Source organism: Streptomyces sp. NPDC085927, from assembly GCF_044540975.1.
Lineage (GTDB): Bacteria > Actinomycetota > Actinomycetes > Streptomycetales > Streptomycetaceae > Streptomyces > Streptomyces hirsutus.
In genome coordinates this window covers 313,046-338,516 of the sequence record NZ_JBITSN010000008.1, presented here as the reverse complement: position 1 = coordinate 338,516, position 25,471 = coordinate 313,046, and the positions used below count along the sequence as shown (strand labels likewise).

Below are 25,471 nucleotides of genomic sequence, written 5' to 3'. Positions count from 1 at the left end.
GACTCGACCGGCACGCACCCGCCGACCGGCCAGAAGAATCCTCTGTTGCCCTGGCCGCCTGATCAACCCCCGAAGGATTTCCGGAGCCGACCACTTAGAACTTGTCCGGCCGATCGTGTGACTGCTTCATGTCCAGGTCGTTGTTGTGGACATGGGGCGGGGCGATCCGACAGATGCGGAGTGGGAACTGTTGCGGCCGTTCCTGCCTGTCAGCGACGAGGCGCACGAGGGCCAGGTCGTCGGCGAGTTCGCGATCGACAAGGGCAAGGAGTACCCCGGCGACGACGGGGTCTCGACGATCACGGACGACCGCTGCCCGGTCGAGGCGCAGAAGTACGCCCCGGACACCTGGGCGCTCCCCAAGGGCGGCGCCCTCTTCTACTACACCCCGACCAAGGAGAGCTGGGCGACGGGTGACCGCGCGGTGAGCTGCACCTACACCGCGGAGAAGGGCACGTTCAGCGGCTCGCTGGACACCGCGAAGTCCCTCAAGCCCGAGCAGACCACGTACCTCGAGGGTTCGAACGCGGTCTACGAGGCCCTGTGGGCGAACCAGCCCGAGAAGGACACCGTCGAGGACGACCTGGCCGGTTACAAGGCGCAGGCCGAGGCCGTCACGTCCGCCCTCGACGCACACGTCGAGGGCCTGGACGGCATCGGGGGCACCGAGGTCGGCAAGCTCCGCGCGACGCTGACGAAGGCGGCCGGGAACTGGAAGAAGGCCGCGAACGCCGCCGACGCCGACGCGTTCTACATCGCCTACGACCCGGCGTTCACCGGCATCGACCCGAACAAGTCGGTCGCCGCCCGCAAGGAACTGGGCCTGGCCACCACCGTCCCGGCCGACGAGGCCGAGGTCTGGGCGGGCTGACACTCCGTCGGATCAGCGGGGCCGTGTCCGTCAAGGACCCGGTCCCGCTTCCTGGAACCTGTCCGGTCCCGGCGCCGCCGCCAAGGAAGGGGCCCCCTCGTCGGCCGCATCCGGCTCGCGGACCGAGATGCGCGGCTGCGGCGACAGCCGTAGCACGGGCAGCATCTGCCGATGGGTGCTCGACGTCCTACCGCCGACCATGCACGAACTCGTAGGACACGCCGCAGGCCCCGCCCGACGCAGCTGGTGGCCCGGAGACAGCCGGATCACTTGGGCGCGGGCCCGATCCGGCGCGCGTTCTCCCGGCCGCAGGCCACGCAGACGATCCACTCGCATAGCCAGTCGTCGTAGACGACGGCCTCGCTCGCACGATTGCAGTCCTCTTCGCCGAAAAGTCGCATTCCCCGTACTCGCCGGTGAGGCGCCGGAACGGGTGAAGGATCGGCCGGCCCCCGAGGTCCGGACGTCCCAGCCACCCGCAGCCCGGGCAGTTCCACCATTCCTTGGTCTTTCTCCGGATCCCGGACCGGGTGATCTCCTGCACCAGGTCCTGCCCGCACTGCGGGCAGGACCGCGGGAGGGCGCCGCCCGGACGGTCGGCATGCTCGACTCCCACGACGCGCCGCCTCCCCCGGAATTCGTCTGCGCTTTCAGCCCATGCCGGCGCAGGCGACAGAGGAGGGAAAGCGGACGCGGCGCACCGCAGCAGACGGGGTGACCAACCGATCGCAATCGGACCGAGGGAAAGCGGCACACTCAAGGATGGCGGTCCGATCACTCAGGGAAGCCACGGGCTCGTGGCAACCGCCGACGTTGATACCCACGAGCTGCTGATGTCTACGATCCGCGGTTGACTGATTCCACGGAAGCTGAACACTGGCGCGTTCCCCGCCGTGCGCTCGGGTCGAGGCCGTGTGCTCGAAAGGAACACGCGTCGATGACTACGGGTGAGGGTCGGCGTGCACGCCGACCCTCACCAGCATGTGCAGTGCCACAACGGTCTATGGGTCGCTCAGGCCGTTATGGAAGAGTCCATTTCTGGTTGGGTCCGGTGTGGCAGGTCCACAGGTGGACGGGGGTGCCGTCGTTCCAGGTGCCGCCGGATGCGTCGAGGCATTTGGCGGACTGGGGGTTGCGGACAGCGCCCTCGGGCTGGGGTGCCCATTTCTGCGCGCCGGTTCCGTTGCAGGTCCAGAGTTGAACCCTGGTGCCATCGGCGCTCGCGCCACCGGAGACGTCGAGGCATTTACCCAGGGCCCGGAGGGTGCCGTCGCCGGCCAGGGTCCATGTCTGGGCGGCGGTTCCGTTGCAGGTCCACAGCTGGACCTTGGTACCGTCCGCGCTGCCGCCACCGTCCACGTCCAGGCACTTGCCGTTGACTCCCTTGACCGGGCCCGGACGGGGACCCGGCTGCGTGTCGCCCGACGTCTTGATCCGGACGTTGCGGAACGCTACGTCGTCGCCGTCGCCGTGGTTCTGGATGCCGATGTGGCCCTGCTGGAGGCTGCGCGCGGGGTCGGTATTGGTGAAGTCGTTGATCTTGCGTCCGTTGAGGAAGATCTCCAGTCGCTCGCCGGTGACGCGGAGCTCGTAGGTGTTCCACTCGCCGGGCGGGTTCAGTGCGGCGTCACGTGCGACGATGTCGGCGGACTTGAACCCGTACACGGCGCCCGTGGTGCGGTCGGCCGCATCGGTCGCGTCGATCTGAATTTCGTAGCCGTTGTTCACCGCAGACCAGGGGTCGTCGGAGGCGGGGAAGCCGATGAAGACGCCCGAGTTGTCATCGCCGGCGGCTTTCCAGTCGAGCTTGAGGGAGTAGTCACCGGTGAACTCCTTGGCGGAGTACCAGAGCATCCCGAGCCCGCCGTGCGAGGTGAGGGTGCTGTCGGCGAGGGTGAACCCGCCGGGACCGGCCTGTTTCCAGCCGGTCGTGGCGGAGCCGTCGAACAGGGGCGTGTAGCCGGTCTCGGGGCGGCAGTCCGCCTCGGTCATGCCGGCCGCCCAGCGGATGCCGCCGAGGAGATGCCGGCGGAACGCGGGGTCGGCGTAGGACTCGCCGGTGTGGCCGCCGCCGGTGTAGAAGGCCCGGCCGCCCTGGTAGTCCTTGCACCAGGCGATCGGGTGGTCGCCGGACATGTTCCCGCCCGAGTAGCTGGACTCGTCGAGGGAGGCCAGCACGTGGGCGGTGGTGCGGGGGTTGGTGCGGTAGTTGTACCACTCGTCGGTGCGCTGCCAGGTCGTTCCGAGATGGGCGGTGGCGTCGTGGGCGCGGTCCTCGACCTCGACGGTGGCGGGCTGGATGGCCGGGTGGGAGTGGAAGAGGGCGCCGGCCAGTCCCTCGTAGAAGGGCCAGTTGTACTCGGTGTCGGCTGCCGCGTGGATGCCGACGTATCCGCCACCCCCCTTGATGTACTGCTCGAAGGTGGTCTGTTGTGCGTCGCTGAGCACGTCACCGGTCGTGGAGAGGAAGACGACCGCCTCGTACCGGGCGAGATTTCCGGTGGTGAAGACCTGGGGGTCTTCGGACGCGTCCACGGTGAAGTTGTTGGCCGTACCAAGGGCCCGCAGTGCCGCGATGCCGTCGTCGATGGAGGAGTGCCGGAAGCCGACGGTCCTGGAGAAGACCAGGATCTCGTAGGCGGGATCGGCAGCCGGAGCGGGCGCGGGGCGTGGGGCCGCCTCCGCCCGTGGGGACATGCTGGTCGGCTGGTCACCGACACCGGGCACGGCCATGGCCTGTGGTGCCGTACAGAGCGCGATGCCGGCGAACAGGCCGAGAACCGCCTTGAGTCGAGTGTGCATGTACGGTCGCCTCCTTCCTACGGAAGAGTCCATTTCTGGTTGGGTCCGGTGTGGCAGGTCCACAGGTGGACGGGGGTGCCGTCGTTCCAGGTGCCGCCGGATGCGTCGAGGCATTTGGCGGACTGGGGGTTGCGGACAGCGCCCTCGGGCTGGGGTGCCCATTTCTGCGCGCCGGTTCCGTTGCAGGTCCAGAGTTGAACCCTGGTGCCATCGGCGCTCGCGCCACCGGAGACGTCGAGGCATTTGCCCAGGGCCCGGAGGGTGCCGTCGCCGGCCAGGGTCCATGTCTGGGCGGCGGTTCCGTTGCAGGTCCACAGCTGGACCTTGGTACCGTCCGCGCTGCCGCCACCGTCCACGTCCAGGCACTTGCCGTTGACTCCCTTGACCGGGCCCGGACGGGTTCCGTTGCCGGAGGTGGTGAAGGAGTACTCGTCGACATCGAACAGCGAGCCGGTGCCGCCCTTGAAGACCAGGAACAGCGTCGTGGAACCGGTGGGCTGATGGGACAGGTCAGTGGTCACGTCCTGGAAGACCTCCCAGCCGCCGGTCACCGGCACGGTCGCCGTGCCGAGCACGGTGCCGGTCGGGGACCCGGCGCGTACCTCGATGGTGCCGCCCGCACCTGCGGAGGAGACCCGGGCGGTGAGCTTGGTGGCGTTGTCGAGGGCGTAGGGGGTGAAGGAGATCCAGTCGCCGTTGTCGATGTGGCCGACGGTCTTGCCGCCATGGGCGGGGCTGTGGTTGACGACCTGGACACCGGCGGAGTCGCCGTGGTGCTCGGCCTGCCGGTGGGTGGGCTGGGTGATGTGCTGGTCGTGTGCGGTCAGCGCGGGCTGGCCGTTCGCGCCCTTGTCGGTGTACTCGGCGTCGATGACGCCGAAGATGTTGGCGTTGGGGTCGTGTTCACCGTCGGCCAGGGTCTGCAGCGTGCCGGTGCAGCCGGTGGCCGACGTCTGCGGGTGGCCGTGACTGTCGTGCCCGACGATGAACGAGACCTTCACCCTGGAGCAGTCGACGGTGCCGTCCTCAGGGTCGGTCACCGTCACTGCGAACGGGATCGCGGCGCCGAAGTCGTAGATGCGTCCGTCCGCAGGTAGGTCGATCCTCACTGTGGGTGCGGTGTTTCCGACGGTGATCTGCACGGACGCCGTAGCGGTCCTGCCGGTGGTGTCCGTGACCTTCAGTGTGGCCGTGTACTGACCGTTGGCCGAGTAGGTGTGGGAGGGGTGGGCGGCGGTGGAGGTCGCGCCGTCGCCGAAGGCCCAGGAGTAGCCGAGGGCGTCTCCGTCCGGGTCCGAGCTGCCGGCCGAGGAGAAGGAGACGGTCAGAGGTGCCTTGCCGGAGGTGACGTTCGCCTTGGCCTGCGCGATCGGGGCGCGGCCGCCGGTGACGTGTTCGATGCGGTACAGGGCGGAGTTTTCGTCGCCGTTGAAGTAGCCGGTGCCGTAGTCGAGGACGTAGAGAGCGCCGTCCGGGCCGAAAGCCATGTCCATCACCTGGGTGCCGCTCCAGGGGAAGGGGTTGATGGACTGCACGGTGCCGTCGCCGGCCGCTTCGATGCGCTTGATCCAGCGGCGGCCGAACTCGCCGGCGAAGAAGTTGCCGTCGAACTCCTGCGGGAACTTGACCTCGGAGGTGGAGCCGGCGTCGTAGCGGTAGACGGGGCCGCCCATGGGGGACTCGGAGCCGCCGCCGAACTCCGGTACGGAGGTGCCGTTGTAGGGGATCCAGGCGGGTTGGGCAGGCGGCAAGTCGGTCAGGCCGGTGTTGCGCGGCGAGGCGTTCTTGGGTGCCGAGCAGTCGAAGGTGGCGCCCGGGGTTCCGGTGGCGAAGTTGTAATCGGTGTAGGCGTCGTTCTTGCCGGTACAGTATGGCCAGCCGTAGTTGCCCGCCTTGGTGATGCGGTTGAACTCGACCTGGCCCTCGGGCCCTCGATCGGGCTTCGCGGTGCCTGAGTCGGGACCATAGTCGCCGAGGTAGACAGTGCCCGTGGCCTTGTCGACGCTCATCCGGAACGGATTGCGAAAGCCCATCGCGTAGATCTCGGGCCGGGTCTTGTCGGTACCGGGCGGGAAGAGATTGCCACTGGGTATCGAGTACGTTCCGTCGGCGTTGACCTTGACGCGCAGGACCTTTCCGCGCAGGTCATTGGTGTTGCCGGAGGAACGCTGGGCGTCGTAGGCGGGGTTGCGGGTCGCACGCTCGTCGATCGGGGTGTAGCCGTCGGAGGCGAACGGGTTGGTGTCGTCGCCGGTCGACAGGTAGAGGTTGCCCGCCGCGTCGAAGTCGATGTCGCCGCCGACGTGACAGCAGATGCCGCGCGACGCCGGAACGTCGAGGATCTTCTTCTCGCTGGTTGGATCCAGGGTGCCGTCGGTCTTCAGGATGAACCGGGAGAGCCGGTTGACGCCGTCGAACGGCGTGAAGTCGGAGGCCGATCCGTCGGAGGGGGCGTCACCGCTCGGAGTGCTCAACTTGGGGGCGTAGTACAGGTAGACGAAGCGGTTGGAGGCGAAGGCCGGGTCCGCCGCGACGCCTTGCAGGCCTTCCTCGTCATGGCTGTAGACGTCGAGTTTGCCCGCCACCTTCGTGTTTCCGGCTCCGTCCGTGAGCCGGACGGTGCCGTTGCGCGAGGTGTGCAGCACCGAACGGTCCGGCAGCACGGTCAGGGTCATGGGTTCGCCCGTTTCGGCGACCCCTTTGGCGAGCGTGACCTGCTGGAACTCCGCGACCGCTGCCCTGGGGCCGTCGGCTGGGTCCGGCGGTGCGGCAGCCGCTGTTCCCGGTGTCAAGCAGCCGGCGGCACACACCACCGCCAGCGCTAACGAGCGGACGAGTCTGGGTCTGAGCAGTTCTGTGCGCACAGACGTCTCCCGAAGTGTGGGGTAGACAACAGGACATGATCAGTCCTGTCGAGGGGAGCACCGGCGCGCGCCGTCGCGCCGTCGAGCCGGGCTTCAGGTGCATGACCGGTTCGATTCAAGGAAGTTAGCGGCCTTGGTTCCGGCGCGTAACCCCTTTCGCGAGACATCTCTCGACTTTCTCCTTGATCGGGACAAAGCTCGCGGGGTGTCTGCCCGTCGCCGCTCGTTGCCGTCCGGACAAAGTCGCTGGACTGCTCGGACTGACCGGTGGCCTCGTGTGGGAGAAGTACATCTCCCCGTGGACGAAGGACGCCGCGTCCTCAATCGCCAAAGGGTGCGGATCGAGGCACTTGCCCAGCCTCTGCAATTCGTCCTGGGACGGGTTCGTCCGTGCGGATCCAGGCGAACTCCTGCGAATTCAGCGCGGCCAGGCGGTCCAGCGTCGTCTGACAGCCGGAGTCCGGCTGCCGGCATTACCGGTCTGCTTTCCCGGGCACCGAGGCAGTTCACCAGGGGGCACAGATGGTGAGGAGACCGTCGCCAGGGCATAGGACCGTGTCCTACATGGTCCAAGTGTTCGGAAAGCCGGCAAACACCGGCGGGGCCCGGCGGGCGCCGGTTTCGCCTCGCGAAATGCCGTCGCGGTGCTGTACCGGGGATGTTCCAGCTCTTCGGGGGTACCTGCGTCCGACGGCGCGCCGCCCCCGGCTCGCCAGAAGCATGCGCACCTCGATGCAGTGGGAGAGGGAATGAGGTTTCGTGAGCCGGCTCGGGCCATGGCTTCCCGGTGTTCCGCCGAGGTACTGAGCGGCCGGTACCGTCTGGACGATCTCCTTGGTTCGGGCGGCGCCGCGGATGTCCATCGAGGTTTCGATCTGCGATTGAGACGACCGGTGGCGGTCAAGGTCTTTCGGCCCGATACCGGCATCGACATCGAGGAGAACTCGCACAGCGAAGCAGTGATCCTGGCCCGGTTGCACCATCCCGGACTTGTCACCGCCTACGACGCCGGACAGCACAACGGACGTGTCTTCCTGGTCATGCAACTGATCGAAGGCAACACACTGAGGAACCGCATCGCCGAGGGCCCGCTGCCGCCCAGAGCGACTGCCGCACTCGGCGTCGATCTGGCCCACGCGCTGGCTCACGCACACGAAGCAGGAATCGTCCACCGAGACGTCAAACCGTCCAACATCCTCCTGGACGCTTCCCACCGCCCCTACCTGACCGACTTCGGCATCTCCCGGATGCTGGACGCCACCACCCGCACCGCTACCGGCACGCTCATCGGCACCGCCGCCTACCTCTCTCCCGAGCAGGTCCTCGGCCAGCCCGTCGGCCGGCCCGCCGATGTGTACGCCCTCGGCCTGGTGCTCCTCGAATGCCTCACGGGCAGGCTCGAGTACGACGGCGGCCCTCTTGAAGCCGCGATCGCACGACTGCACCGCCCACCCGCCCTGCCCCACTTCCTGCCGGAACAACTGTCCGTCCTGCTAAGGGACATGACAGCCCTGGACGAGCAGAACCGCCCAACAGCCCGCGACTGCGCCCGCGCACTGGCGGCATTGGCCGAGACAGCACGTCTTGAAACCGGTCCGTCGGCGCACGCCACAAGCCTCGTCGCCGGCCACGAACCGTCGCGGACGGCCGACCGCACGCACATGAACCCGCTGCCCGACAAGGATCAGGCTGCTCCCCGTACTACGCCCGCGCGTGGGCGCACCCTCGTGGCCGGCGCGACCGTTGCACTCGCCGCTGTCATGGCAACCGCCTTCGCCGTCACCGACGACTCCGCCCCACCAGGCGATGACCGAAGCGCGACCAGGGCCGCGAGCGCTCCTACTGGAGAGCCGGATCCTCCTGGCAACGCAGGGCAGAAGGGCGATGACCGAAGCACGACCAGGGCCACGAATGCCCCCACTGGAAAGCCGGACCCTTCTGGCAGCGCGGGGCAGAAGGAGGCGGCCACCACGTCCGCGGCGGCACCGCCCTCCGACCACAACGCCTCTGCCGGCACACCCCCCGACGACGTACCCGGGCAAAGCGTCGGCCCCACTTCCCCCGGCCCGAACCACACCTCCGCCAACGACACAGCCACACCCAGCTCTGCAGCCAAGACGACACAAGCCGCGCCAAGCGACACGGACACACCCGGGTCGGCAACGCCGGGCGACGCGGCGACCGAGACCCCGCACCGACCGCCCGGCCAAGCAAAGAAGACAGAAAAGGCCGGGAGTAAGGCGCAGCAGAAGGAAGCCAAGAAGACGGCCGCGGAACGCTGACGGTGCGAGCGGGATGCCGGCTGACTTCGTCGAACCTCGAGCAGTCTCCGGCAGCATGATCCACTCAGGAGCGGGCAGGCAGCCACTCGTACCTATGCATAGCTCCGCCCCGTCAAGGAAGCCCGCCATGTCCTGGACGTGGCGGGCTTCCTCATCGTCAACGAAGAGGGCGAGACGGCCCCGGGCTTGCGGGCACGGCTGGACGGCGACGGCACTGGCGTCCTCGTGACGTGGATGGCCTCCCAGGGCTTCGAAGCCCTGGTGGATTGCTCCCGCGGCCCCGGCGTTCCTCACCCCATGGTCGAGTGCCGGGCCATGATGGGCACGCCAGGCCGCGGACTGCTGCTCCTGGACATTCTCGCCGACGACCACGGCTGGACACATTCGGTCTGCGGCAGCGGCCAATGAGGACATCCACGCGAACCCCCATCGGCTGGTCCGCTGCCAGCCTCTCCCGCCACCGTACGACGGTGGAGGCAGGGGCCGGCCAGCAGGGGTCGCCGAACCGACAGGCCGTTCCCGTCTCCGGTGCCCGCGCGTATCGTTCGCACCTGCGCGAGTGATCCGTGTGATCTTGAGGGTGGGGACCTGATGATGCGAAAGACCAGACGACGACTAGCGTCCACGATGGCGATACTCTCGGCGATCGGGCTGGCATCGGCTTGCGGAGAGGCCGCGAAGTCGGCGGACGAGGGCGGGAAACCGGGCGCAAGCGCTACGGCAGGCGTACGAGCGGACCGTTCCAAGCCGCTGACCGCCGCCGAACTGAAAGCAGCACTGCTCACCGAGGAGCAGATCGGCGGCTTCGAGATCACGGGGATCAACTCCAGGGCGGGCGCCTTCACAGAACCTCCCGCTGCCAGGAAGGAGACGACCTCGCCCGAGGCCTGCCGGCATGTGCGGGAGGCGCCCCAGGAGAACGTGCTCGACCGCGGGGAATCGGCAGCCGCCTGGTCCCAGATGTACCTGGGCAACAGCAACTTCTCACCCCGGTCGACCCTCCTGACGAGCTATCCCGTGGAGACCGCACGAACGCGCATGACACAACTGCGCCGAGCCATCGACGCGTGTGACCGGTTCGGCTACAGCAACATCTACGGCAAGTCGTCCGTCACGACCGAGACCCTCTCCGTACCGGACCTCGGGGAGGAGGCTCTGCGGTACCGCACGCTGGCCCGGCTCGACGGCAAAGGCTTCCACTACTCGTTGGTGACCGCCGTACGGGTCGGAGGCGTCATCGCAACGGTGCAGACCAGCGACGTCCTGGGCCCCCTCCCACCCGACAAGCTCGCAGAGTTCAAGCCCGAGCCCAGCACCGACGAAAGTGTCATTGCGACTCTCATCGAGAACGTCATCGACGCCGAGAGCGCCTAGAACCGGTCTGACAGTGATCACGACGGGGTTGCCGGCAGTGGAGAGCGGACCCGCAGCCGGCGGGAGCGGGCGGGGTCCCTGTGTTCGTGCGGCAAGGGTGGTGCGGTCGACGAGGTAAAGGCGCTGGGCCCGGGCGAAGTCCTGAGCGGGCTGGGCGAAGCGGCCACTGTCGTGTCCCCATCGGGGTACAGCATCGGCTGGGCAGACTGCTACGCGAGCGTGGACATGCTTCCGCTGCCCGCAAGGCCGATCTGCTGTTGGAGCCAAACGGCGAGCCCAGGGCTTCTCTTGTGGATCACATCGCATAAGTCATGGACCGTAGGATCGGAGGCCATTGCTGCGTGAGAGGGCTGGATGGTTGGGACTTCGTCGGCTTCAGGCGACCTGCTGGAACCGGTCAGGCAACACCTGCGAGACCCGTCGTACGACTTCGACGTGGGTCCTGGCTGGCGGCAGTTGGTGCTTGAATGCCATCGGGCGGTCGTCGCGGAGTTCCCGGAGTACGAACTCTTGGCCGTGAAGCAAAAGTGGGGATCTCTGGCCTTCCAAGCGTTTCCGCGGCGGGGGAAACCTGGCGGCGACTGGACGGGGGCCGAGCACGCACGCCTCCATGCTGTCACTGATGTCTTCGCTGACCGCAGTGAAGGCATTTGCGAGCGCTGTGGTGCGGATGGCTCACTACGTGAGAGCCGGCGGGTCCATCTCGTGCTGTGTGATCGGTGCGAGACGCTCGTTCCGGAGCACGGTCATCTCTGACTGATGCTGGTTGCCCGTCATCGAGCGGACCAAAGGAAGATGCCTGCCAGATGGAGCGCGGCGAGGTAGCTCGTGGCGGTCTTCTCGTAGCGGGTGACGATCCCCCGCCATTGCTTGAGGCGGTTGATGCACCGCTCGACGGTGTTCCGCTGCCGGTAGGCCTCCCCGTCGAACGCGGGTGGCCTGCCGCCGCGGCTGCCGCGTCGCGCGCGGTGGGCCTGCTGGTCGGCCGGGATCGGAATCACGGCACGGATTGCATGTCGTCCGAGGTGGGTGCGGACGGCACGGGACGAGTGTGCCTTGTCTGCCAGTACCAGCACCGGCCGCGTGCGGGGTCGTCCGCGGCGGCGACGCCATGGCGTGCCATCCCGAGCCTCGCGGGGCCGTCACACGAAACAGGACTCTCATGGCGGCCGGTCGGACCGGCACCGGCTGGAGCTTCGCCTTCGACGGTGACCCTGCCCCGTCCGGCCGGCGGCGGTTCGTCTCCCCCGCCGCGACCGCCGGCACGGGCACCCGCGCGGTGGTGGTGTGGAGCGGCCTGAGGACATGGCACGGGGAACCGTTCTTCCACCTTTCGGTGGCGCGAGACGGTGTCGAGCAGTACGCATTCACATACGTGGGCGGAGAGGTCAGGCCAAGCCGGGAGATACCGCGGCCGCCGGCCCCGAGCCGGTTCTTCGGTGAACTGGAGGACGGCGCCGGAGCCGAACGGTCGCTGCTGGAATCGGTGGCCGGGGAGTCGGTGCCCATCTGCCGCGTCACGCAATCGTGAACGAGCGGCTGCACACGTTCACCACCCGCTCCTGGACGCGGCCGCCCAAGGACACAGAGAGGTACGCGGTGATCCGCATGCACCGGGAAGCCGCACGCCCGGCGGACGGCGAGCGGACGGGAGATGACGGGCCGGGAAGCAGGTAGAGACCGGCCAGGCCGTCGGGGCCGAACTGTGCCCCTGCTCCAGGCCGAGCACCTCGCCGTGGAAGTGGCAGGCAGCGGCCAGGCCGTCGACCGGCATGGCCATCGACGAGTCGAAAACGGTCATGATGTGCCCTCTCCCTCAGGAGGTCCCCCCGGACGTTCTCTCCGGCGGAGAAGCCTGCGCACGCCGCCTCCGTTTGCCCGTACGGCTCTGTCCCGCGCCCCGCCCCCAGGTCGTACCGGCCGTGTGGTCGGGGTTGTGTTCGCTTTGCTCGCACACGGTGCTGTGGGGCGGCCTCGAGGACCGCGAACCGGATCGAGGCCGCCGGCCGCCGTGACCGACAGTGCCCGGAGTCCGCCGGATCACGTCCCCGGCGGACGCGCCAGCGCGTCGACGGTCGCGGAGAACAACCGCGGCAGCCGCTGCGCCGCGGGCACCAGCGCCGCGCGGAGCGGGGGCACCCTCGTCGCGCCGAGCAGCGCGTGGGTCAGCCAGCGGTAGCGCCGGGTGAGTCTCCGCCACTCCCGTTCGTAGGCCGCCGGGTCGCCGTTGACGACTGCCCGCACCGCCGCCGACGCCTGCGCGAGCGCCAGCGCGATGCCCTCGCCGGTCAGCGCGTCGACGTAGCCGGCCGCATCACCGACGAGCAGCACCCGGCCGGCGGTGCGCGCGCTCGCGTCCTGGCGGAGCGGGCCCGCCCCGCGCACCGGTGTGGCGGTCCCGGCTCCGGCCAGCCGCTCCTGCAGCTCGGGGAAGGCGGCGAGGTGGTCGTCGTACGGTCCCCGGTCGGCGGTGAGCACCGCGACGCCTACGAGGCCGTCGGACACCGGGGTCACGTAGGCCTCCGCGTCACGGGCCCAGTGCACCTCGACGTGATCGCTCCAGGGGGTGAGCACGTAGTGGCGCCGCAGCCCGTGCCGCCGGTGGGCCCGACGCGGCCGGTGCAGCCCCAGGGCCCGGCGGATCGGCGAGTGCAGGCCGTCGGCCGCGACGAGGTGGCGGGCACGGGTGCCGTCGACCACCACACCGTCCTCGTCCTGCTCGACACGGCGCACGGCGCGCTGCTCGACCCGCACGCCCGTGGCCAGCACCGCCTCGCGCAGCGCCGCGTGCAGCACGGTGCGACGCACCCCGCGGCCCGGGCCCGACCGGAAGTCGGCGTCGGCCCGGCGCGCCCCGGCTACGTACCGGATGCCCCGCAGGTCGTAGCCCGGCGGGTGGACGCCGAGTGCTGCCAGACCGGCGACGGCACCCGGCATCAGCCCTTCGCCGCACGCCTTGTCGATGGTGCCGGCGCGCTGTTCCCAGACGGTCGCTTCGAGCCCCGCCCGGGCCGCGTGCAGGGCCGTGGCGAGACCTGCGGGTCCCCCGCCCACGACGAGCAGGTCCATGCGCGTCCTCTCAGGCCAGCCGCGCCAGGGCGGCGTCCTCGGTGCGGATGCGGGTGGTGAGCAGGAACCCGTTCAGCACGGTGAAGACAACCGCCGTGATCCAGGCCGAGTGCACCAGCGGGAGCGTGAGCCCTTCGACGACGACGGCGACGTAGTTCGGGTGCGGGAGCCGGCGGTAGGGGCCGCCGGTCACGCGCGGAGCACCGGGCACGACGATCACCCGGGTGTTCCACTGTCGGCCCAGGGTGGCGATGCACCACCAGCGCAGCGCCTGCGAGGCCGCCACGAGGGCGAGCATGGTCCAGGCGAGGACCGGTACGGCGTCCGGTCGGCGCACCCACACCTCCACGAGCGCGCCGACGAGCAGGCCCGTGTGCAGCACCACCATGTACGGGTAGTGGTCCCGCCCGGACTCCACGCCGCCCCGCGCAAGGCTCCAGCCGGCGTTGCGGTGGGACACGGCCAACTCGGCGACCCGTTCCAGACCGACGGCCAGGACCAGGACGGTGAACAGGCCCTGACCGTTCATCCCTCCTCCCCCGGGGCGCGCAGGAGGACGAGTTCGGAGCAGAAGCCCGGGCCCATGGCGAGCATGAGCCCGTAGGAGCCGGGCCGGGGTGGGCGGTCGGCGAGCGTGTCCGCCAGGACGTGCAGTACCGAGGAGGAGGACAGGTTGCCGATCCGGCGCAGCGAGTCCCAGGTCACGGCCAGGGCGTCCCGCTCGACCCCGAGCGCTTCCTGCAGGGCCTCGATGACCTTGGGACCGCCGGGGTGCGCGACGTACCAGCCGAGGTCGCCGTCGGTCAGTTCGTGGTCGGCGAGAAAGCCGCGAACGTCGTCGCCGACGTACCGGCGCACCAGGTCGGGAATCGAGGAGTCGAGCACGATCCTGAACCCACCGGGCCCGACGTCCCAGCCCATCGTGCGCTCCGAGTCGGGGTAGAGGCGGCTGCGCGAGGCGAGCACCTCGGGGCGGGCGGGGTGGCCGGACCGCGCGAGTGGATGCTCGGGACCGACGGCGACCACCGCCGCGGCACCGTCCCCGAACAGGCCGCTCGCCACGAGGTTGGCGACCGAGGTGTCCTCGCGCTGAAGCGTGAGCGAGCACAGCTCGACCGACATCAGCACCGCGACTCCGTCCGGGCGACCGCGCAGCAGGTCGTGCAGGCGTGCGATGCCGGCCGCGCCGGCGACGCAGCCGAGGCCGACGAGGGGCAGGCGCACCACGTCGGGGCGGAGCCCGATCTGCGCCGCGACGCGGGCCTCGAGCGTGGGGACGGCCAGACCGGTCACCGTGCACGACACGATGTAGTCGACGTCGGCCGGCGTGAGGCCGGCGTCCTTGAGCGCGTCGACGACCGCGCGCCCGCCGAGCTCGACGCCGGCCCGGATGAAGACGTCGTTCGACCGGCCGAAGTCCCCGAGCCGGGCGTACTCCTCCAGCGGGAGCACGATGTGCCGGGTCTCGACGCACACGTTGCGGTGGAACCGCTCGACGACGCCGCGGTCGAGCGTGCCCTCGACCAGCGTGGTGGTGAAGGACTCGGTGATCTCCTCCTGTCGGTGGCAGTGCTCGGGCAGGACGCCGCGGACGCTGAGGACGCGCATGCTCATGCTGGCTCCTGAGGCCGGCCGGACGGACGGACGGGGGCGAGGAGCGCCCGGCCGAGGCCGAGCGCGACGGTGGGAGTGAGCCGGCCCCGGGCGAGACCGAGTTCGACGAAGTCGTCGAAGACGCGCTGGTCGGCGGCCGAGGCCCGCAGCCCGGCCTCGATGACGCGCGTGCTGCGGGCGAGCCGGGCGGCCAGGGCGGTGTGACGCAGGTGGGGCAGCAGGATCCGGCGGGTGGCGCGGGCGTACCGCTCCCCCGCCCCCTCGGGCCGTCCGTCACGCAGGGCCGCGGCGGCGGCGCGACCGGCCGCGATGCCGGTGGCCACGGCGTAGTGGATGCCCTCCCCGGTCAGCGGGTTCACCAGGCAGGCGGCGTCGCCCACGAGCAGTACGCGGCCGGCCGGAAGGCGCCGGCGCGCCGTCGAGAGCGGCAGGTGGTGCCCGACCCAGTGCCGCCCGCCCTCGGTGGCGCCGGGCAGGACTGCCTCGAGGCGCTCGAGCAGTTGGACACGGGTCGGCGCCGGCCGGTCCTCGTGGAGGAACTCGCCGTATCCGACGTTCGCAAGGCCGTCACCGCGGTCGAAGGACCAGGCGTACGACGGCTGGTGCCGGGTGCCGAACTCGATGACCTGCACGCCGTGCCGCCCGGGTCCGACCGGGGCGTAGCCGCGCAGCGCCAGGGCCATCGGACCGCGGGGCCGGCCGAGCGCGCGTCGGACGACCGAGTGGGCGCCGTCGGCGCCGACCACGACCGCGGCGGAGACCTCCCCGTCCAGGACCACCGCGTCGGTGTGCTGCCGCAGATCGCGGACGCGGTGCCGGAGGAGTCGGGCGCCGGCGGCGACGGCCGCGTCGACCAGTCGGGCATCGAGGATTTGGCGCGGTACCACCCACACCGGGCGGGCCATCCGCCGCTCGGCGACCAGACCGCCACGGCCGAGGCGGAGGCGGTCGACCGGGACCCGGTCGTCGACGAGGCCGGTGACGCCGACCTCGGCGAGGAGGTCGAGGACGTGCGGGGCCACCCCGTCGCCGCAGGCCTTGTCCCGCGGGAAGTCCGCCCGGTCCAGGAGGGCGACGCGCAGATCCGGGTCGGCGCGCAACGCGCCCAGGGCGGTGGCGGCACCGGCCGGTCCGGCGCCGACCACCGCAAGGTCCCAGTGGGTGGGTGCGGGCGCCATCAACCGGCCGCCACGAGCAGCACGACGTCGAACAGGGCGATGGCCAGCGCGGCCCGGAAGGGGACGCGTCCCCGGGCGACCAGCGTGAGCACCGCGAGGACCGTCACCAGCACGAGGGCCGCCCACTCCCATGCCGGAGGAGGCCCGGCGGGACCGAGCACGGCCAGCAGTGAGGCGGCGGACAGCAGCACGACGGCCAGGACGCGCGAGGGGTGCTCGCCGATCCGGTGCGGCAGGCCGCGGACGCCGGTGCGTTCGTCGTCGGCGAGGTCGGGCAGCGTGTTGAGCAGGTGCGCCCCGACACCGAGCGCGGCGCCGGCGCCGGTCATCCACAGCGGCGCCCAGGCCGGGGCGGGGCCGGCGAGGGTGACGACCGAGGGCAGCGTCCCGAAGGCGCTGGCGTACGGCACCCAGGACCACGGGGTCGCCTTGAGCCCGAGATTGTAGACGTGGCCCGCGCCGGCGCCGAGGATGACGTTGACCAGCGCGCTGCGCCAGCCGACGAGCGCGGAAAGCACGAGGCAGGCGAGTCCGGCCGCGACCAGGGCACGCACCGCCCAGGCGACCGGGAGGGCTCCGGTGACCAACGGCTTGTCGGTGCGGCCGACGGCGCGGTCGCGAGAAAGGTCGCACAGGTCGTTGCCCCAACCGATCGTGAGCTGGCCGGTGAGTACCGCCCCCGTGAGGACGGCGGCGTCGAGCGGGCGCAGGTCACTGCGGAGCGCGAGCAGGCCCGCGATGACGCCGACCGCCAGAGCCGGCCCGCCGTGGGCGGCGGCGAGCAGCGCGAGCACGGGCTGCGGCCCAGAGCGTGCCGGGGCCGCGCCGGCGGTCACGGGCGCCGCCGCACAGCGACCGGCCCGCGACGGATCGCGTCGCCGAGCGCGCCGAGGACGGTGCGTGGGCGCAGCACGGGTGTCCGGCCGGACGCGGCCTCCCTCATGCCCTCGATCACCTCGGCGAGCACCTGCGGGCCGTCCTTGGCCGGGGCCCAGTCGAGTTCCGTGCGCGCGCGGGTCGTGTCCAGCGTCGGGAGCGCGAAGCCCATATCGAGCCACCCGGTGTCGACCTGTTGCAGGTGCGCGTGCCAGGCGGCCGACATGGCGGCGCGGACCACTGCGGAGGGCACGTGCACCAGCCTGGCGCCGAGCGCGTCCGCGATGACCGCCGCGGTCACGGGCGTGCCGGCGGAGAGGTTGAACGGGCCGCCCGCGCGCCGGTGGAGCACCGCGACGATCGCCTCGGCGACGTCGTCGGTGTGGACCATCGGAATGGTCAGCCTCCGGTCCATCGGCAGGACCGGCAGCAGGTCGAGCACCTTGGGGGGCACGAGGGCGGGCACGCCGTAGCGGAGGAGGGAACTGCCGGCGGCGCGCTGCCCGACGATCCCCGGCCGCAGGCGGGTGACGAGCGTGCCGGCGCCGGAGGCCTCGTGCCGGTCGAGGAGGCGCTCGGCCGCCGACTTGTGTCGGCTGTACCGCGAACTGTGCACGCCTCCGGTGGGCCAGGACTCGTCGACCGGACGGTCGTCCTTCTTCGGTGAGTAGGCGCCGACCGAGGACATGTGGACCAGGTGCGGGACACCGGTTTCGGTGACGGCTCGGAGCACGCGGCGGGTGCCGCCGACGCCGAGCCGGGCGAGGTAGGCGAGATCGTGGGACGGCTGGAAGCCCCACGCCAGGTGGACGACCGCGTCCGCACCGGTGAACGCCTCTACCAGCGCGTCGTGGCAGGCCTCGGTGCTGAGGTCCACCGAGCGCCAGTCGACGCCACGGCTGTCGGGGCCCTCGGGCAGCCGCCGAGCCAGACCTACGAGGTCGTGCGTGCCCTCGGCACGCAGGCGTTGCACGAGGACAGAACCGATGTTCCCGGTCACCCCGGTGACCACGATGCGCATGCAGGATGATGCCCCGTCGCTCCCCCGCTCACACGAGGCACTCCGGCATCCGGGGGACACCGACGTCACCCGGCCGGTGCACTGCGCGTCGTGTGCGTGGCTTCATTCGCCGCGCTGCCCCCCTCCCTCTGGCCGTTCCCGCCTCCGCCTCCGCCGAGGCCGGCACGGTGCGGGCCGGCGTCGACTGCCCGTCCGGCTATGTGTGCGTCTACCCGGAGATCGTCTTCGGCGGCCGGCCCTGGGTACGGCGCGCGGCCGACGGCAGCGTGGAGGACCTGCCCTTCGCGATCCGCGACCGCGGCAGCTCCATCCGCAACCAGAGCGACCGCCCCGCCCGCGTCTACGAGAAACACAGCCACACCGGGCGCTGGGTCTGCGTCACCCGCAGCAGCGGCTCCATCCACGACCCGCGCGGCTACAGCCTCAACGACCAGACCCGCTCCCTGAAGATCAACCGCAATGACTGCGGATAGACGCCCCGGCGCTCAACGAAGAGGAGTCCCGGTCCTGAGCAGCGGGGTCGGTGGTCGTCCCCGCTGACGGATGAGCGGAGGTCTGCGGACGATGGACACGACGGCGGCTGGACTGCGCCTTCGACGGTCCAGCCGCCGTCGGGCAGGGCGGGGCAGCAACCACGTACCCCGAGCTGCGGACCGTTGCCGGGAGCGGGCTCCAGGAGCCGCACGGGGCGAGCGCCGGCGCCTCGGGGCCTGACCCGTTTCGGACGCCGGGCGGACAGGCTGCGGGGGAAATTCAAGAACGCCCGGCGTGACCTGGGATATACCCTTTAGCGCCCGGTTGCGTGTAGCTTGACCGACTGCCCTCGCACACAGTGCCGCGGCATCGGGTGCACATTACATCGATCGTTCAGGAGACCCATGCGCCCCCGAATAGCTTCTCTCCCGCCCGTCGCCCTGGCGGGCGGTGCGCTGACCGTCGGCATCGGCGGCCTGTATCTCACCGGGCTGCTGCTCACCGGCGGTGAGATCGAGACGGGTACGACGGTGCGCGGCGTGGACATCGGGGGCCTGACCCGCGAGGAAGCCACCCGGAAGCTGGAGCAGCACCTGGCGGGGGCCGGCCCGCGGAAACTGGCAGTGCAGGTCGGCGACCGCGAGGGCGCGGTCGATCCGCGGCAGGCGGGGCTCACCTTCGACATCCGGGAAACCCTTGACCGGGCGGCGTCCACCGGCGCCGATCCGGTCAGCGTGATCGGCGGGCTGTTCCGCTCGGGCGGTGACATCGAGCCGGTCGTGCGGATCGACGAGGACAAGGCCCGTGCCGCTGTCGGGAAGCTGGCGAAGACGCTCGATGAGAAGGTCCGCGACGGCGCCGTCTCCTTCGCCGACGGCCGTGTCGAGCAGATCGCCCCGCGCACCGGGTACGCGCTGGACGTGGACGCCGCGATCGGCGCCCTGCGCACCCCCTTCCTGCGCGGTGCGGCGGACTCGGTCACGGTGCTGCCCGCGCGCGAGACCAGGCCGAGGGTCACGGCGGAAGAGGTGCGGCGGGCGGTGCGCGAGTTCGCGCAGCCGGCGATGTCGGCACCGGTCACGCTCACCGCGGGCGGCAAGCGGTTCACGATCACCCCGACCGTGCTGGGCGAGTACCTGACGATGCGGCCGGACGATGCCGGCAGGCTCACACCGAAACTCGACAGCAAGGGCCTGCGCGCCGCCCCCGCAGTGGCCGGCGCCCTGAACGGCCTTCCCACCACACCGCGGAACGCCCGACTGGGGCTCGAGGGCGAGAAGGTCGTGGTGGCTGCCGACGCCAGACCCGGCGTGGTGGTCACCGACAAGGCCCTGAGCAAGGCCGTCCTGCCCCTGCTCACCAAGTCGGGCGCCGCCCGCACCGGCGAGGTGAGCACGCGGCAGATCCAGGCGGAGGTCACCCGCGAGAACGCGGCGCGTTTGGGGCTGACGGAGAAGATGTCCTCCTTCACCGTCAACTTCGAACCAGCCGCCTACCGCACGACGAACGTCGGCCGGGCCGTGGAACTCATCAACGGCTCCGTCGTCATGCCGAACGAGACCTGGAGCCTGAACCGGACCGTCGGCGAGCGCACCGGGGCCAACGGCTTCGTCGAGGGCATCATGATCTTCGACGACCAGTACATCAAAGCGCCCGGCGGCGGTGTCTCCGCGGTGGCCACAACCGTCTTCAACGCGATGTTCTTCGCGGGCGTCAAGCCCGTCGAGTACGGCGCCCACTCCTTCTACATCGAGCGCTACCCCGAGGGCCGCGAGGCGACGGTCGCCTGGGGCAGCCTGGACCTGAGGTTCACCAACGACTCCGGCAAGGCCCTCTACATCCAGGCCGAGTCCACCGACACCTCGGTGACCATCACCTTCCTCGGCACGAAGAAGTACGACGAGATCACGTCGGCCAAGGGACCGCGCACCAACGTGCAGCAGCCGGCCAAGAAGGTGAGCACCGTTGAGAAGTGCGTGCCGCAGACCCCGCTCGAGGGCTTCGACGTCACCGTGGAGCGGGTCTTCCACGCCGACGGCCGGGAAGTGAAGCGGGAACCGTTCCGCACGCACTACACCCCGCGTGACGAGATCACCTGCGAAGAGGTGCCGAGCAAACGTCAGCCCTGAGGACGCCACCCCGTCAGCTCGTCCGGCGTGACCTCATCCCGGACTTCGCCCGCGCCCGCTACCGGGCCGGACTCCACCTCGCAGCACTCATCCTCCGGCTCCGCGAACCCCACCAAGATCATTTGCCGGACAGGGCCCGGCGTGATCGGCTCCTACGCGGGTGGGAGCCTGTCAACGGCCACTCGCCAACTCTCGTACGTGCATGGGCACTCCCCCACACGTGGGGGTCTGTCGAGGGATGCGATGGTGATGCTCGATACCGACGCAGCCCTCCCCACCCACGTAGCCACAGCAGGAACGACGGAAGACAGCTGGAGCTGTAAGGGATGCCTCATCCAGGGCTGTGGGACGTTCCGCCGAGGCGGAACGGGGTCTGACCGCCTGTCCCGAAGCCTGATTTGCCTTTCGCGTCGATCCACCGAGCGCTAGTGTCCTGGTGGAACGAGTTGACCTACGAGGAGTTGCAGACATGGTCGGTCGCCCGAGCGCGCGTTGACGTTGTAGGCCGATCGGCCTGTCATCGCGTGCTGCCCTTGATGTTGCGGCACAGCGAGCCTTCTCCTGCCCGAACCGTCGGCGCACCTGTCGTGTGCCCGGTAGCGGGCCTCGTTGTCGGCAACCCGAGGGATCCCTGTGCCGTCCGCTTCCTCCGCTGTATCCGATTCCGGTCGACCCGTTCCGTCAAGCCTGTGGCGGGACAGCAACTTCCGCAGACTCTGGGTGGGGCAGACCGCCTCCCAACTCGGGGAACACACAGGTCTGGTTGTTCTTCCGCTCTTCGCCGTCCTGACGCTCAACGCCGGCGCCGGCGAGTTGGGCGTCCTGCGCGCCGTGGGCCAGGCGCCGCTCCTGTTGCTCTCGCTCTTCGTCGGCGCATGGGTGGACAGGTGGCGCACTCGCACAGTGATGGTGCTGACTGACGCCGGCCGGACCCTTGCCCTGGGTGCGGCCGCCGTAGCCGGCCTCTTCGGCTGGCTCGGCCTGCCCGCGCTATTCGTGATCGCCTTCGCCATCGGGGCCCTTTCCGTGTTCTTCGACGTGGCATACCAGGCGTCTGTTGTACGACTGGTGCAACGCGACCAGCTGGTGCGGGGCAACAGCGCGCTCGAGGGCAGCCGGTCTGCGGCTCAGATCGGCGGTCCCGCCCTCGGCGGTGCGTTGGTGTCCCTGCTGTCGGCGCCGGTCGCTGCCGCCTCCAGCGCGCTGTTCTTCGCGCTGTCGTTCCTGTCGATCCGACGAATCCGTCGAGTCGAATCGACCCCGGAGCGCCTGGAACGTCCCTCTCGGGTCTGGCGGCAAATTCACGAGGGTCTCCGTTTCGTCGTCAGCGACACCGCGCTGCGGACCGTGTGCCTGGCCTCGGCCGCCTTCCAGTTCTTCTTCGCGGCCGTGATGACCGTCTATCTGCTCTTTCTGCCGCGGGAACTGCACCTGTCCGGCACCGCCGTCGGGCTGGCACTCGCGGCGGCAGGGCCGGGCGCGCTCCTGGGCTCCGTGCTGGCCGCCCGCCTGCCGAACCGGTTCGGGTACGGCCCGGTACTCGTGGCCGCGGCGGCACTCGGCGACGGCGTGTTCTTGTGTGTACCCGCGCTGCGCGGCTCCTCTGCGGTGACCGTTCCCGCGCTCCTTGCGGTCAGCTTCGTGTTCGGAGCCGGCGGCCAGTTGGTGAATGTGGCGGTCATGGCCGTCCGACAGACGGTCACTCCGGACGGGATGCAGGGCCGCGTGGCCGCGACGATCACGTTTGTCGGCATGGGGCTGTCCCCCCTCGGCTCCCTGCTCGGCGGATTCCTCGCTGAGGAGTGGGGGTTGCGCACCAGTCTCTTGGCGACGGCCGCAGGCATGCTGCTGTCCCCGGTGGTGATGGCTCTGTCCCCGCTCGCACGCCTGGGACGGACGCTTCCGGCGGCGCGGAATGCGCCGCTGACGGCTGGCCGCTCCGATGACAACTCGTGGTGATGACCTGGTGTTTGATCAGGACCCGTCCATGAGACAGACGTGGTGGCTCGCACAAACGGCGAGCTGGTCGTATGGGACACCGCGGGCCGCCTCGCGTTCGAGCGGTTGCAGAACCGGCCGGTCGACAATGGCATCAGCACGGGCACATGGAGAGCGGGGGAGAAAACACTGGCCTGAGAAAGTCCCGGACGTGCTGTTCTCACCGCGTAGGCGGCCTTCCTTCACGGCCGCAGCATGCTGACCGGCCCCGTCCGGCGCACTGCCTGGTGGAACTCCGGTCCGGCCAAGGATTCCGTGACCGGCGCCTCGCCCGTGCGCTGCCCCGGGCATGGAGGACTACGAGCGCATCGGCCCTGGGGCAGTCGATCGGCCGGTGTCGGGGGCGATCAGCCATGCGACGAGTGTGCGCCAGCGATCGGGCTGGTCGGTGTCGCGCGGTCCGACGAGATAGACCTCCTCGATCAGGTCCTGCGAGCGCAGACCGTTCTGGGCGGCGAAGGAGCCCACGGCGCCGTAGGTGAGGTCGAGATCGTCGTGCGGGCCGGTATGGGTGGCGACTGCGGCGGTCCGCTTCGGCAGATGGAGCTCGCGCACGGTGGCCGGTGCTCCCGGCGGCAGCGGTACCTCGGCGGGGAGGTAGACGGTGGCGCGGCCGTGGCCTTCGGTGAAGAGCTTGTGCTCGTAGCGGCCGCCCGGCGGGAGCACCGGACGCCGGCCGGCCGCTGCGTCCAGGTCGCGCATCGCGGCGTCGTACCAGCTCAGGTCGACTCCGTGCGGGACGTCGAGGGACACGGCGAGGACACGCTGAGGTGGGAGGGCCTCGAGGCTCACTGCCCGCTCGGTCTCCGGGGCGAGGAGCTCCCTGAGCGCCTCGACCGCTCGCTGGGTGCGACCGAGCCGGTCCTCGAGCCGACGGAGGTGGACCGCGACGACCTGTTGCGCCGCGGCATGCCCCGCCTCACCCTCGCCGGCGGACTCGGCCTCGAGGAAACGCCGGAGATCCGCCAGCGGGAGATCGAGGTCGCGGAACCGTCTGATGGTCAGCGCCGGCCGGACCTGCGCGAGCGAGTAGTAGCGGTAGCCCGTGGCCGGGTCGACCTCTGCGGGGACGAGCAGGTCCTGCTCGTGGTAGCGGCGGAGCGCGCGGATGCTCAGGTGCGTGATGCGGGAGAACTCCCCGATCGTCAATCGCTCGGCCACGATGTCCTTCCTACCGTATGGATCCGGTCCCGGTCGGGGCTCGGTTTCAGGGTGCGATGTCCAGCAGGGTGATCTTCCCCTGTGCGTCGCGCTCGAAGGTGAAGCGGAGGGTGACCGGGCTGCCGGGGAAGTTACCGGAAACCTCCGCGACGGCCTGGCAGGCGGCGGCCGTGCCGGTGACCTCCCGCAGGTCGTAGCGCACGGACGGGACCTCGTCGCGCCAGCGGCGCACCGCCGCGACCCCCTGGAGGCTGCGGCCGTCGTCGTGTACGACGATGCCGTCGCCGAACAGCGCGAAGTAGCGCTCGCGGTCGGGGTCTGTCGCCGCGGCGAAGTACTCCTCGACGAACTCCTGGGTGTCCTGCATGATCGTCTCCGGTGTCGTGGTGAGGGGATGGGGTTCAAAGGGTGCGGATGGTGCCGCCGTCGACCACGTGCTCGGTGCCGGTGACCGCGCTCGCCCGGTCCGAGACCAGGAAGGCGATCGTCTCGGCCACCTCTTCGGGCTCTGCGGGCCGCCCCAGCGGGATGCCGCCGAGGGCGTGCGTCAACTCGTCGAGCGCGGCCTCTCGGGTGATGCCGCTCTCGCTCATCCGGCGCGAGAGAAGGCGCTCGGCACCGTCGGTGCGGATGAAGCCGGGAGCGACCGAGTTGACCCGGACACCGGCCGGCGCGACCTCGTTCGCGAGCCCCTTGCTGTAGGTGGCCAGGGCGCTCTTGGCGGCGGCGTACGCCAGTGTCGAGTAGTGCAGCGGCATCCGGCGCTGGATCGAGGTCACGTGCACGACGGCGCCCGAACCGCGGGCCACCATTCCGGGGACCAGCGCACGGTCCAGGCGGACCGCGGGGAACAGGTTGAGCGCCAGTTCCTCGGCCCACAGCTCGTCGTCGAGAACCGCGTACCCGCCGGCCGGGGCGCGGGAGCCGCCCACGACATGCACCAGGATGTCCGGTACGCCGACGAGGTCTGCCACTGCCCCGGCCGCCGACGCGACACCTCTGGACGTGCTCAGGTCGGCTTGCACGAAGAGAGGATCGGCCGTCTCCGCCGGGGTACGGGCGATGGTGAGGACCCGCGCCCCGGCGTGCCGGAGCCTGCGTACCGTCGTCAGTCCGGCTCCCTTGCTGCCGCCCGCCACCACGGCGAGGCGTCCGTCGAAATCATTGCTGTTCATGACCACGACCCTGGACCCTCCCCCGGGGAGAGACTCAAGTCCGCATGATCGGACTCAGGCGTTCGGCGAACGCCGTCCCCTTCCGCAGCGGCGTCACAAGCCGACCGAGGAGACGGCAGGGCTCTCCACCCCTCGTCCGGGAAGTCGCCGGCCGCGGGCCTTCCGCTTCCGCTTCGGGCGGATCTCTCACTTCACGGTCAGTGACGTCCGGCCCGCTGCTCCTCGTGGCTCGACGGCCATGGCATGACATTGCGAGCGGCTGTCCCGTCGAGCGGAGCGTCCCCGGGCGGTGCCGTTCTGGACGACGTGACCGCGGCCCGGGTGCGAACCCGCCCTTTCGGGGCGGAGTCGGCGATCGAAGCGAGCCGATGCCAGGTATCGGTGCTGCCCCCTCGCCCGACCACGATGGCGCACTCGCACTGCTTTCGTACGAAGAAAGGCGCGGAGCCGCCGAGCTGCGCCGTCCTGTCACCGCGGGCCCCCCCCCGCCGGGGGGGGCCCCCGGGGCCCGGCGGGCCCCGGAGACCCCCCTCCGCACCCGCTCAGCCCCAAAGCCCCCGCGGAGGTGCGCCGGGTGGCCGAC

Annotated in this window: 20 protein-coding genes and 3 pseudogenes; 10 read left to right on the top strand and 13 right to left on the bottom strand. The window is 70.5% G+C overall.

The genetic code is table 11. The features are described from left to right. Positions 1 to 190 precede the first annotated feature (190 nt). Positions 191 to 871 (top strand): septum formation family protein, encoded by a 681-nt coding sequence (locus tag ACIF80_RS22960; protein ID WP_399807528.1) that lies wholly within the window; start codon positions 191 to 193, stop codon positions 869 to 871. Between the two features lie 266 nt (positions 872 to 1,137). Here the strand turns inward: ACIF80_RS22960 and ACIF80_RS22955 are convergent, their stop codons facing one another. From ACIF80_RS22955 to ACIF80_RS22945, 3 genes are all read right to left on the bottom strand, one after another. After that, positions 1,138 to 1,272 carry a hypothetical protein gene (locus ACIF80_RS22955; protein ID WP_399807525.1) on the bottom strand — a complete coding sequence of 45 codons (135 nt, stop codon included), beginning with the start codon at positions 1,270 to 1,272 and terminating at the stop codon, positions 1,138 to 1,140. 619 nt (positions 1,273 to 1,891) lie between these two features. After that, the gene (locus ACIF80_RS22950) at positions 1,892 to 3,673 is read right to left on the bottom strand and encodes a lectin (RefSeq protein ID WP_399807523.1); all 1,782 of its coding nucleotides are present in this window, start codon (positions 3,671 to 3,673) and stop codon (positions 1,892 to 1,894) included. Positions 3,674 to 3,690: 17 nt separating this feature from the next. Continuing rightward, complete coding sequence (locus ACIF80_RS22945) at positions 3,691 to 6,537, bottom strand: lectin (RefSeq protein WP_399807521.1); 2,847 nt, start codon at positions 6,535 to 6,537, stop codon at positions 3,691 to 3,693. 776 nt (positions 6,538 to 7,313) lie between these two features. On the opposite strand from ACIF80_RS22945, the gene ACIF80_RS22940 reads away from it, so the two are divergent. The 3 genes from ACIF80_RS22940 to ACIF80_RS22930 all read left to right on the top strand — a co-directional run bounded on the left by ACIF80_RS22940 (position 7,314) and on the right by ACIF80_RS22930 (position 10,193). Continuing rightward, positions 7,314 to 8,819: a protein kinase gene (locus ACIF80_RS22940; RefSeq protein ID WP_399807576.1), complete on the top strand. Its 1,506-nt coding sequence runs from the start codon at positions 7,314 to 7,316 to the stop codon at positions 8,817 to 8,819. A gap of 138 nt (positions 8,820 to 8,957) precedes the next feature. Beyond that, positions 8,958 to 9,227 (top strand): hypothetical protein, encoded by a 270-nt coding sequence (locus ACIF80_RS22935; protein WP_399807519.1) that lies wholly within the window; start codon positions 8,958 to 8,960, stop codon positions 9,225 to 9,227. A gap of 219 nt (positions 9,228 to 9,446) precedes the next feature. After that, positions 9,447 to 10,193, top strand: a complete 747-nt coding sequence (locus ACIF80_RS22930) for a hypothetical protein (protein ID WP_399807517.1) — start codon at positions 9,447 to 9,449, stop codon at positions 10,191 to 10,193. Between the two features lie 773 nt (positions 10,194 to 10,966). On the opposite strand, the pseudogene ACIF80_RS22925 reads toward ACIF80_RS22930, so the two are convergent. Further along, positions 10,967 to 11,275: pseudogene (locus ACIF80_RS22925) on the bottom strand (transposase); the annotation flags it as partial. 68 nt (positions 11,276 to 11,343) lie between these two features. Here ACIF80_RS22925 and ACIF80_RS22920 point away from each other — a divergent pair. Then, positions 11,344 to 11,870 (top strand): annotated as a pseudogene (locus tag ACIF80_RS22920) (SMI1/KNR4 family protein); the annotation flags it as partial. Between the two features lie 363 nt (positions 11,871 to 12,233). On the opposite strand, the gene ACIF80_RS22915 reads toward ACIF80_RS22920, so the two are convergent. The 6 genes from ACIF80_RS22915 to ACIF80_RS22890 are packed head-to-tail and all read right to left on the bottom strand — an operon-like array spanning position 12,234 to position 17,951. Then, positions 12,234 to 13,262 (bottom strand): NAD(P)/FAD-dependent oxidoreductase, encoded by a 1,029-nt coding sequence (locus tag ACIF80_RS22915; RefSeq protein WP_399807515.1) that lies wholly within the window; start codon positions 13,260 to 13,262, stop codon positions 12,234 to 12,236. Positions 13,263 to 13,272: 10 nt separating this feature from the next. Then, positions 13,273 to 13,791 (bottom strand): isoprenylcysteine carboxyl methyltransferase family protein, encoded by a 519-nt coding sequence (locus ACIF80_RS22910; RefSeq protein WP_399807513.1) that lies wholly within the window; start codon positions 13,789 to 13,791, stop codon positions 13,273 to 13,275. After that, on the bottom strand, positions 13,788 to 14,876 hold the full coding sequence (locus tag ACIF80_RS22905) for a type III polyketide synthase (RefSeq protein WP_399807510.1): 1,089 nt from the start codon (positions 14,874 to 14,876) through the stop codon (positions 13,788 to 13,790). Before ACIF80_RS22905 ends, ACIF80_RS22910 begins: the two co-directional genes overlap by 4 nt. Next, the gene (locus tag ACIF80_RS22900; protein WP_399807507.1) at positions 14,873 to 16,054 is read right to left on the bottom strand and encodes an NAD(P)/FAD-dependent oxidoreductase; all 1,182 of its coding nucleotides are present in this window, start codon (positions 16,052 to 16,054) and stop codon (positions 14,873 to 14,875) included. The genes ACIF80_RS22905 and ACIF80_RS22900 overlap by 4 nt, the downstream gene beginning before the upstream one ends. Next, positions 16,054 to 16,848 (bottom strand): UbiA family prenyltransferase, encoded by a 795-nt coding sequence (locus tag ACIF80_RS22895; protein ID WP_399807505.1) that lies wholly within the window; start codon positions 16,846 to 16,848, stop codon positions 16,054 to 16,056. Before ACIF80_RS22895 ends, ACIF80_RS22900 begins: the two co-directional genes overlap by 1 nt. A 38-nt stretch (positions 16,849 to 16,886) precedes the next feature. Beyond that, positions 16,887 to 17,951, bottom strand: coding sequence for an NAD-dependent epimerase/dehydratase family protein (locus tag ACIF80_RS22890; RefSeq protein WP_399807502.1), 1,065 nt, complete (start codon positions 17,949 to 17,951; stop codon positions 16,887 to 16,889). Between the two features lie 92 nt (positions 17,952 to 18,043). On the opposite strand from ACIF80_RS22890, the gene ACIF80_RS22885 reads away from it, so the two are divergent. The 5 genes and pseudogenes from ACIF80_RS22885 to ACIF80_RS22865 all read left to right on the top strand — a co-directional run bounded on the left by ACIF80_RS22885 (position 18,044) and on the right by ACIF80_RS22865 (position 22,690). Beyond that, complete coding sequence (locus ACIF80_RS22885) at positions 18,044 to 18,424, top strand: peptidase inhibitor family I36 protein (RefSeq protein WP_399807499.1); 381 nt, start codon at positions 18,044 to 18,046, stop codon at positions 18,422 to 18,424. Positions 18,425 to 18,829: 405 nt separating this feature from the next. After that, positions 18,830 to 20,554: a VanW family protein gene (locus tag ACIF80_RS22880; RefSeq protein WP_399807496.1), complete on the top strand. Its 1,725-nt coding sequence runs from the start codon at positions 18,830 to 18,832 to the stop codon at positions 20,552 to 20,554. A gap of 41 nt (positions 20,555 to 20,595) precedes the next feature. Continuing rightward, positions 20,596 to 20,688: pseudogene (locus ACIF80_RS22875) on the top strand (IS5/IS1182 family transposase); the annotation flags it as partial. A 499-nt stretch (positions 20,689 to 21,187) separates the two neighbouring features. Further along, the gene (locus ACIF80_RS22870; protein WP_399807493.1) at positions 21,188 to 22,513 is read left to right on the top strand and encodes an MFS transporter; all 1,326 of its coding nucleotides are present in this window, start codon (positions 21,188 to 21,190) and stop codon (positions 22,511 to 22,513) included. A 39-nt stretch (positions 22,514 to 22,552) separates the two neighbouring features. Further along, positions 22,553 to 22,690 carry a hypothetical protein gene (locus ACIF80_RS22865; RefSeq protein ID WP_399807491.1) on the top strand — a complete coding sequence of 46 codons (138 nt, stop codon included), beginning with the start codon at positions 22,553 to 22,555 and terminating at the stop codon, positions 22,688 to 22,690. 159 nt (positions 22,691 to 22,849) lie between these two features. Here ACIF80_RS22865 and ACIF80_RS22860 read toward each other — a convergent pair whose 3' ends face one another. Genes ACIF80_RS22860 through ACIF80_RS22850 form a run of 3 tightly spaced genes read right to left on the bottom strand, consistent with a single transcriptional unit; the run spans position 22,850 to position 24,888 of the window. Next, on the bottom strand, positions 22,850 to 23,713 hold the full coding sequence (locus ACIF80_RS22860; protein ID WP_399807488.1) for a MerR family transcriptional regulator: 864 nt from the start codon (positions 23,711 to 23,713) through the stop codon (positions 22,850 to 22,852). Between the two features lie 46 nt (positions 23,714 to 23,759). Further along, positions 23,760 to 24,080, bottom strand: a complete 321-nt coding sequence (locus ACIF80_RS22855) for a nuclear transport factor 2 family protein (RefSeq protein WP_399807485.1) — start codon at positions 24,078 to 24,080, stop codon at positions 23,760 to 23,762. 34 nt (positions 24,081 to 24,114) lie between these two features. Next, positions 24,115 to 24,888, bottom strand: coding sequence for an SDR family oxidoreductase (locus tag ACIF80_RS22850; RefSeq protein ID WP_399807482.1), 774 nt, complete (start codon positions 24,886 to 24,888; stop codon positions 24,115 to 24,117). Positions 24,889 to 25,471 lie beyond the last annotated feature (583 nt).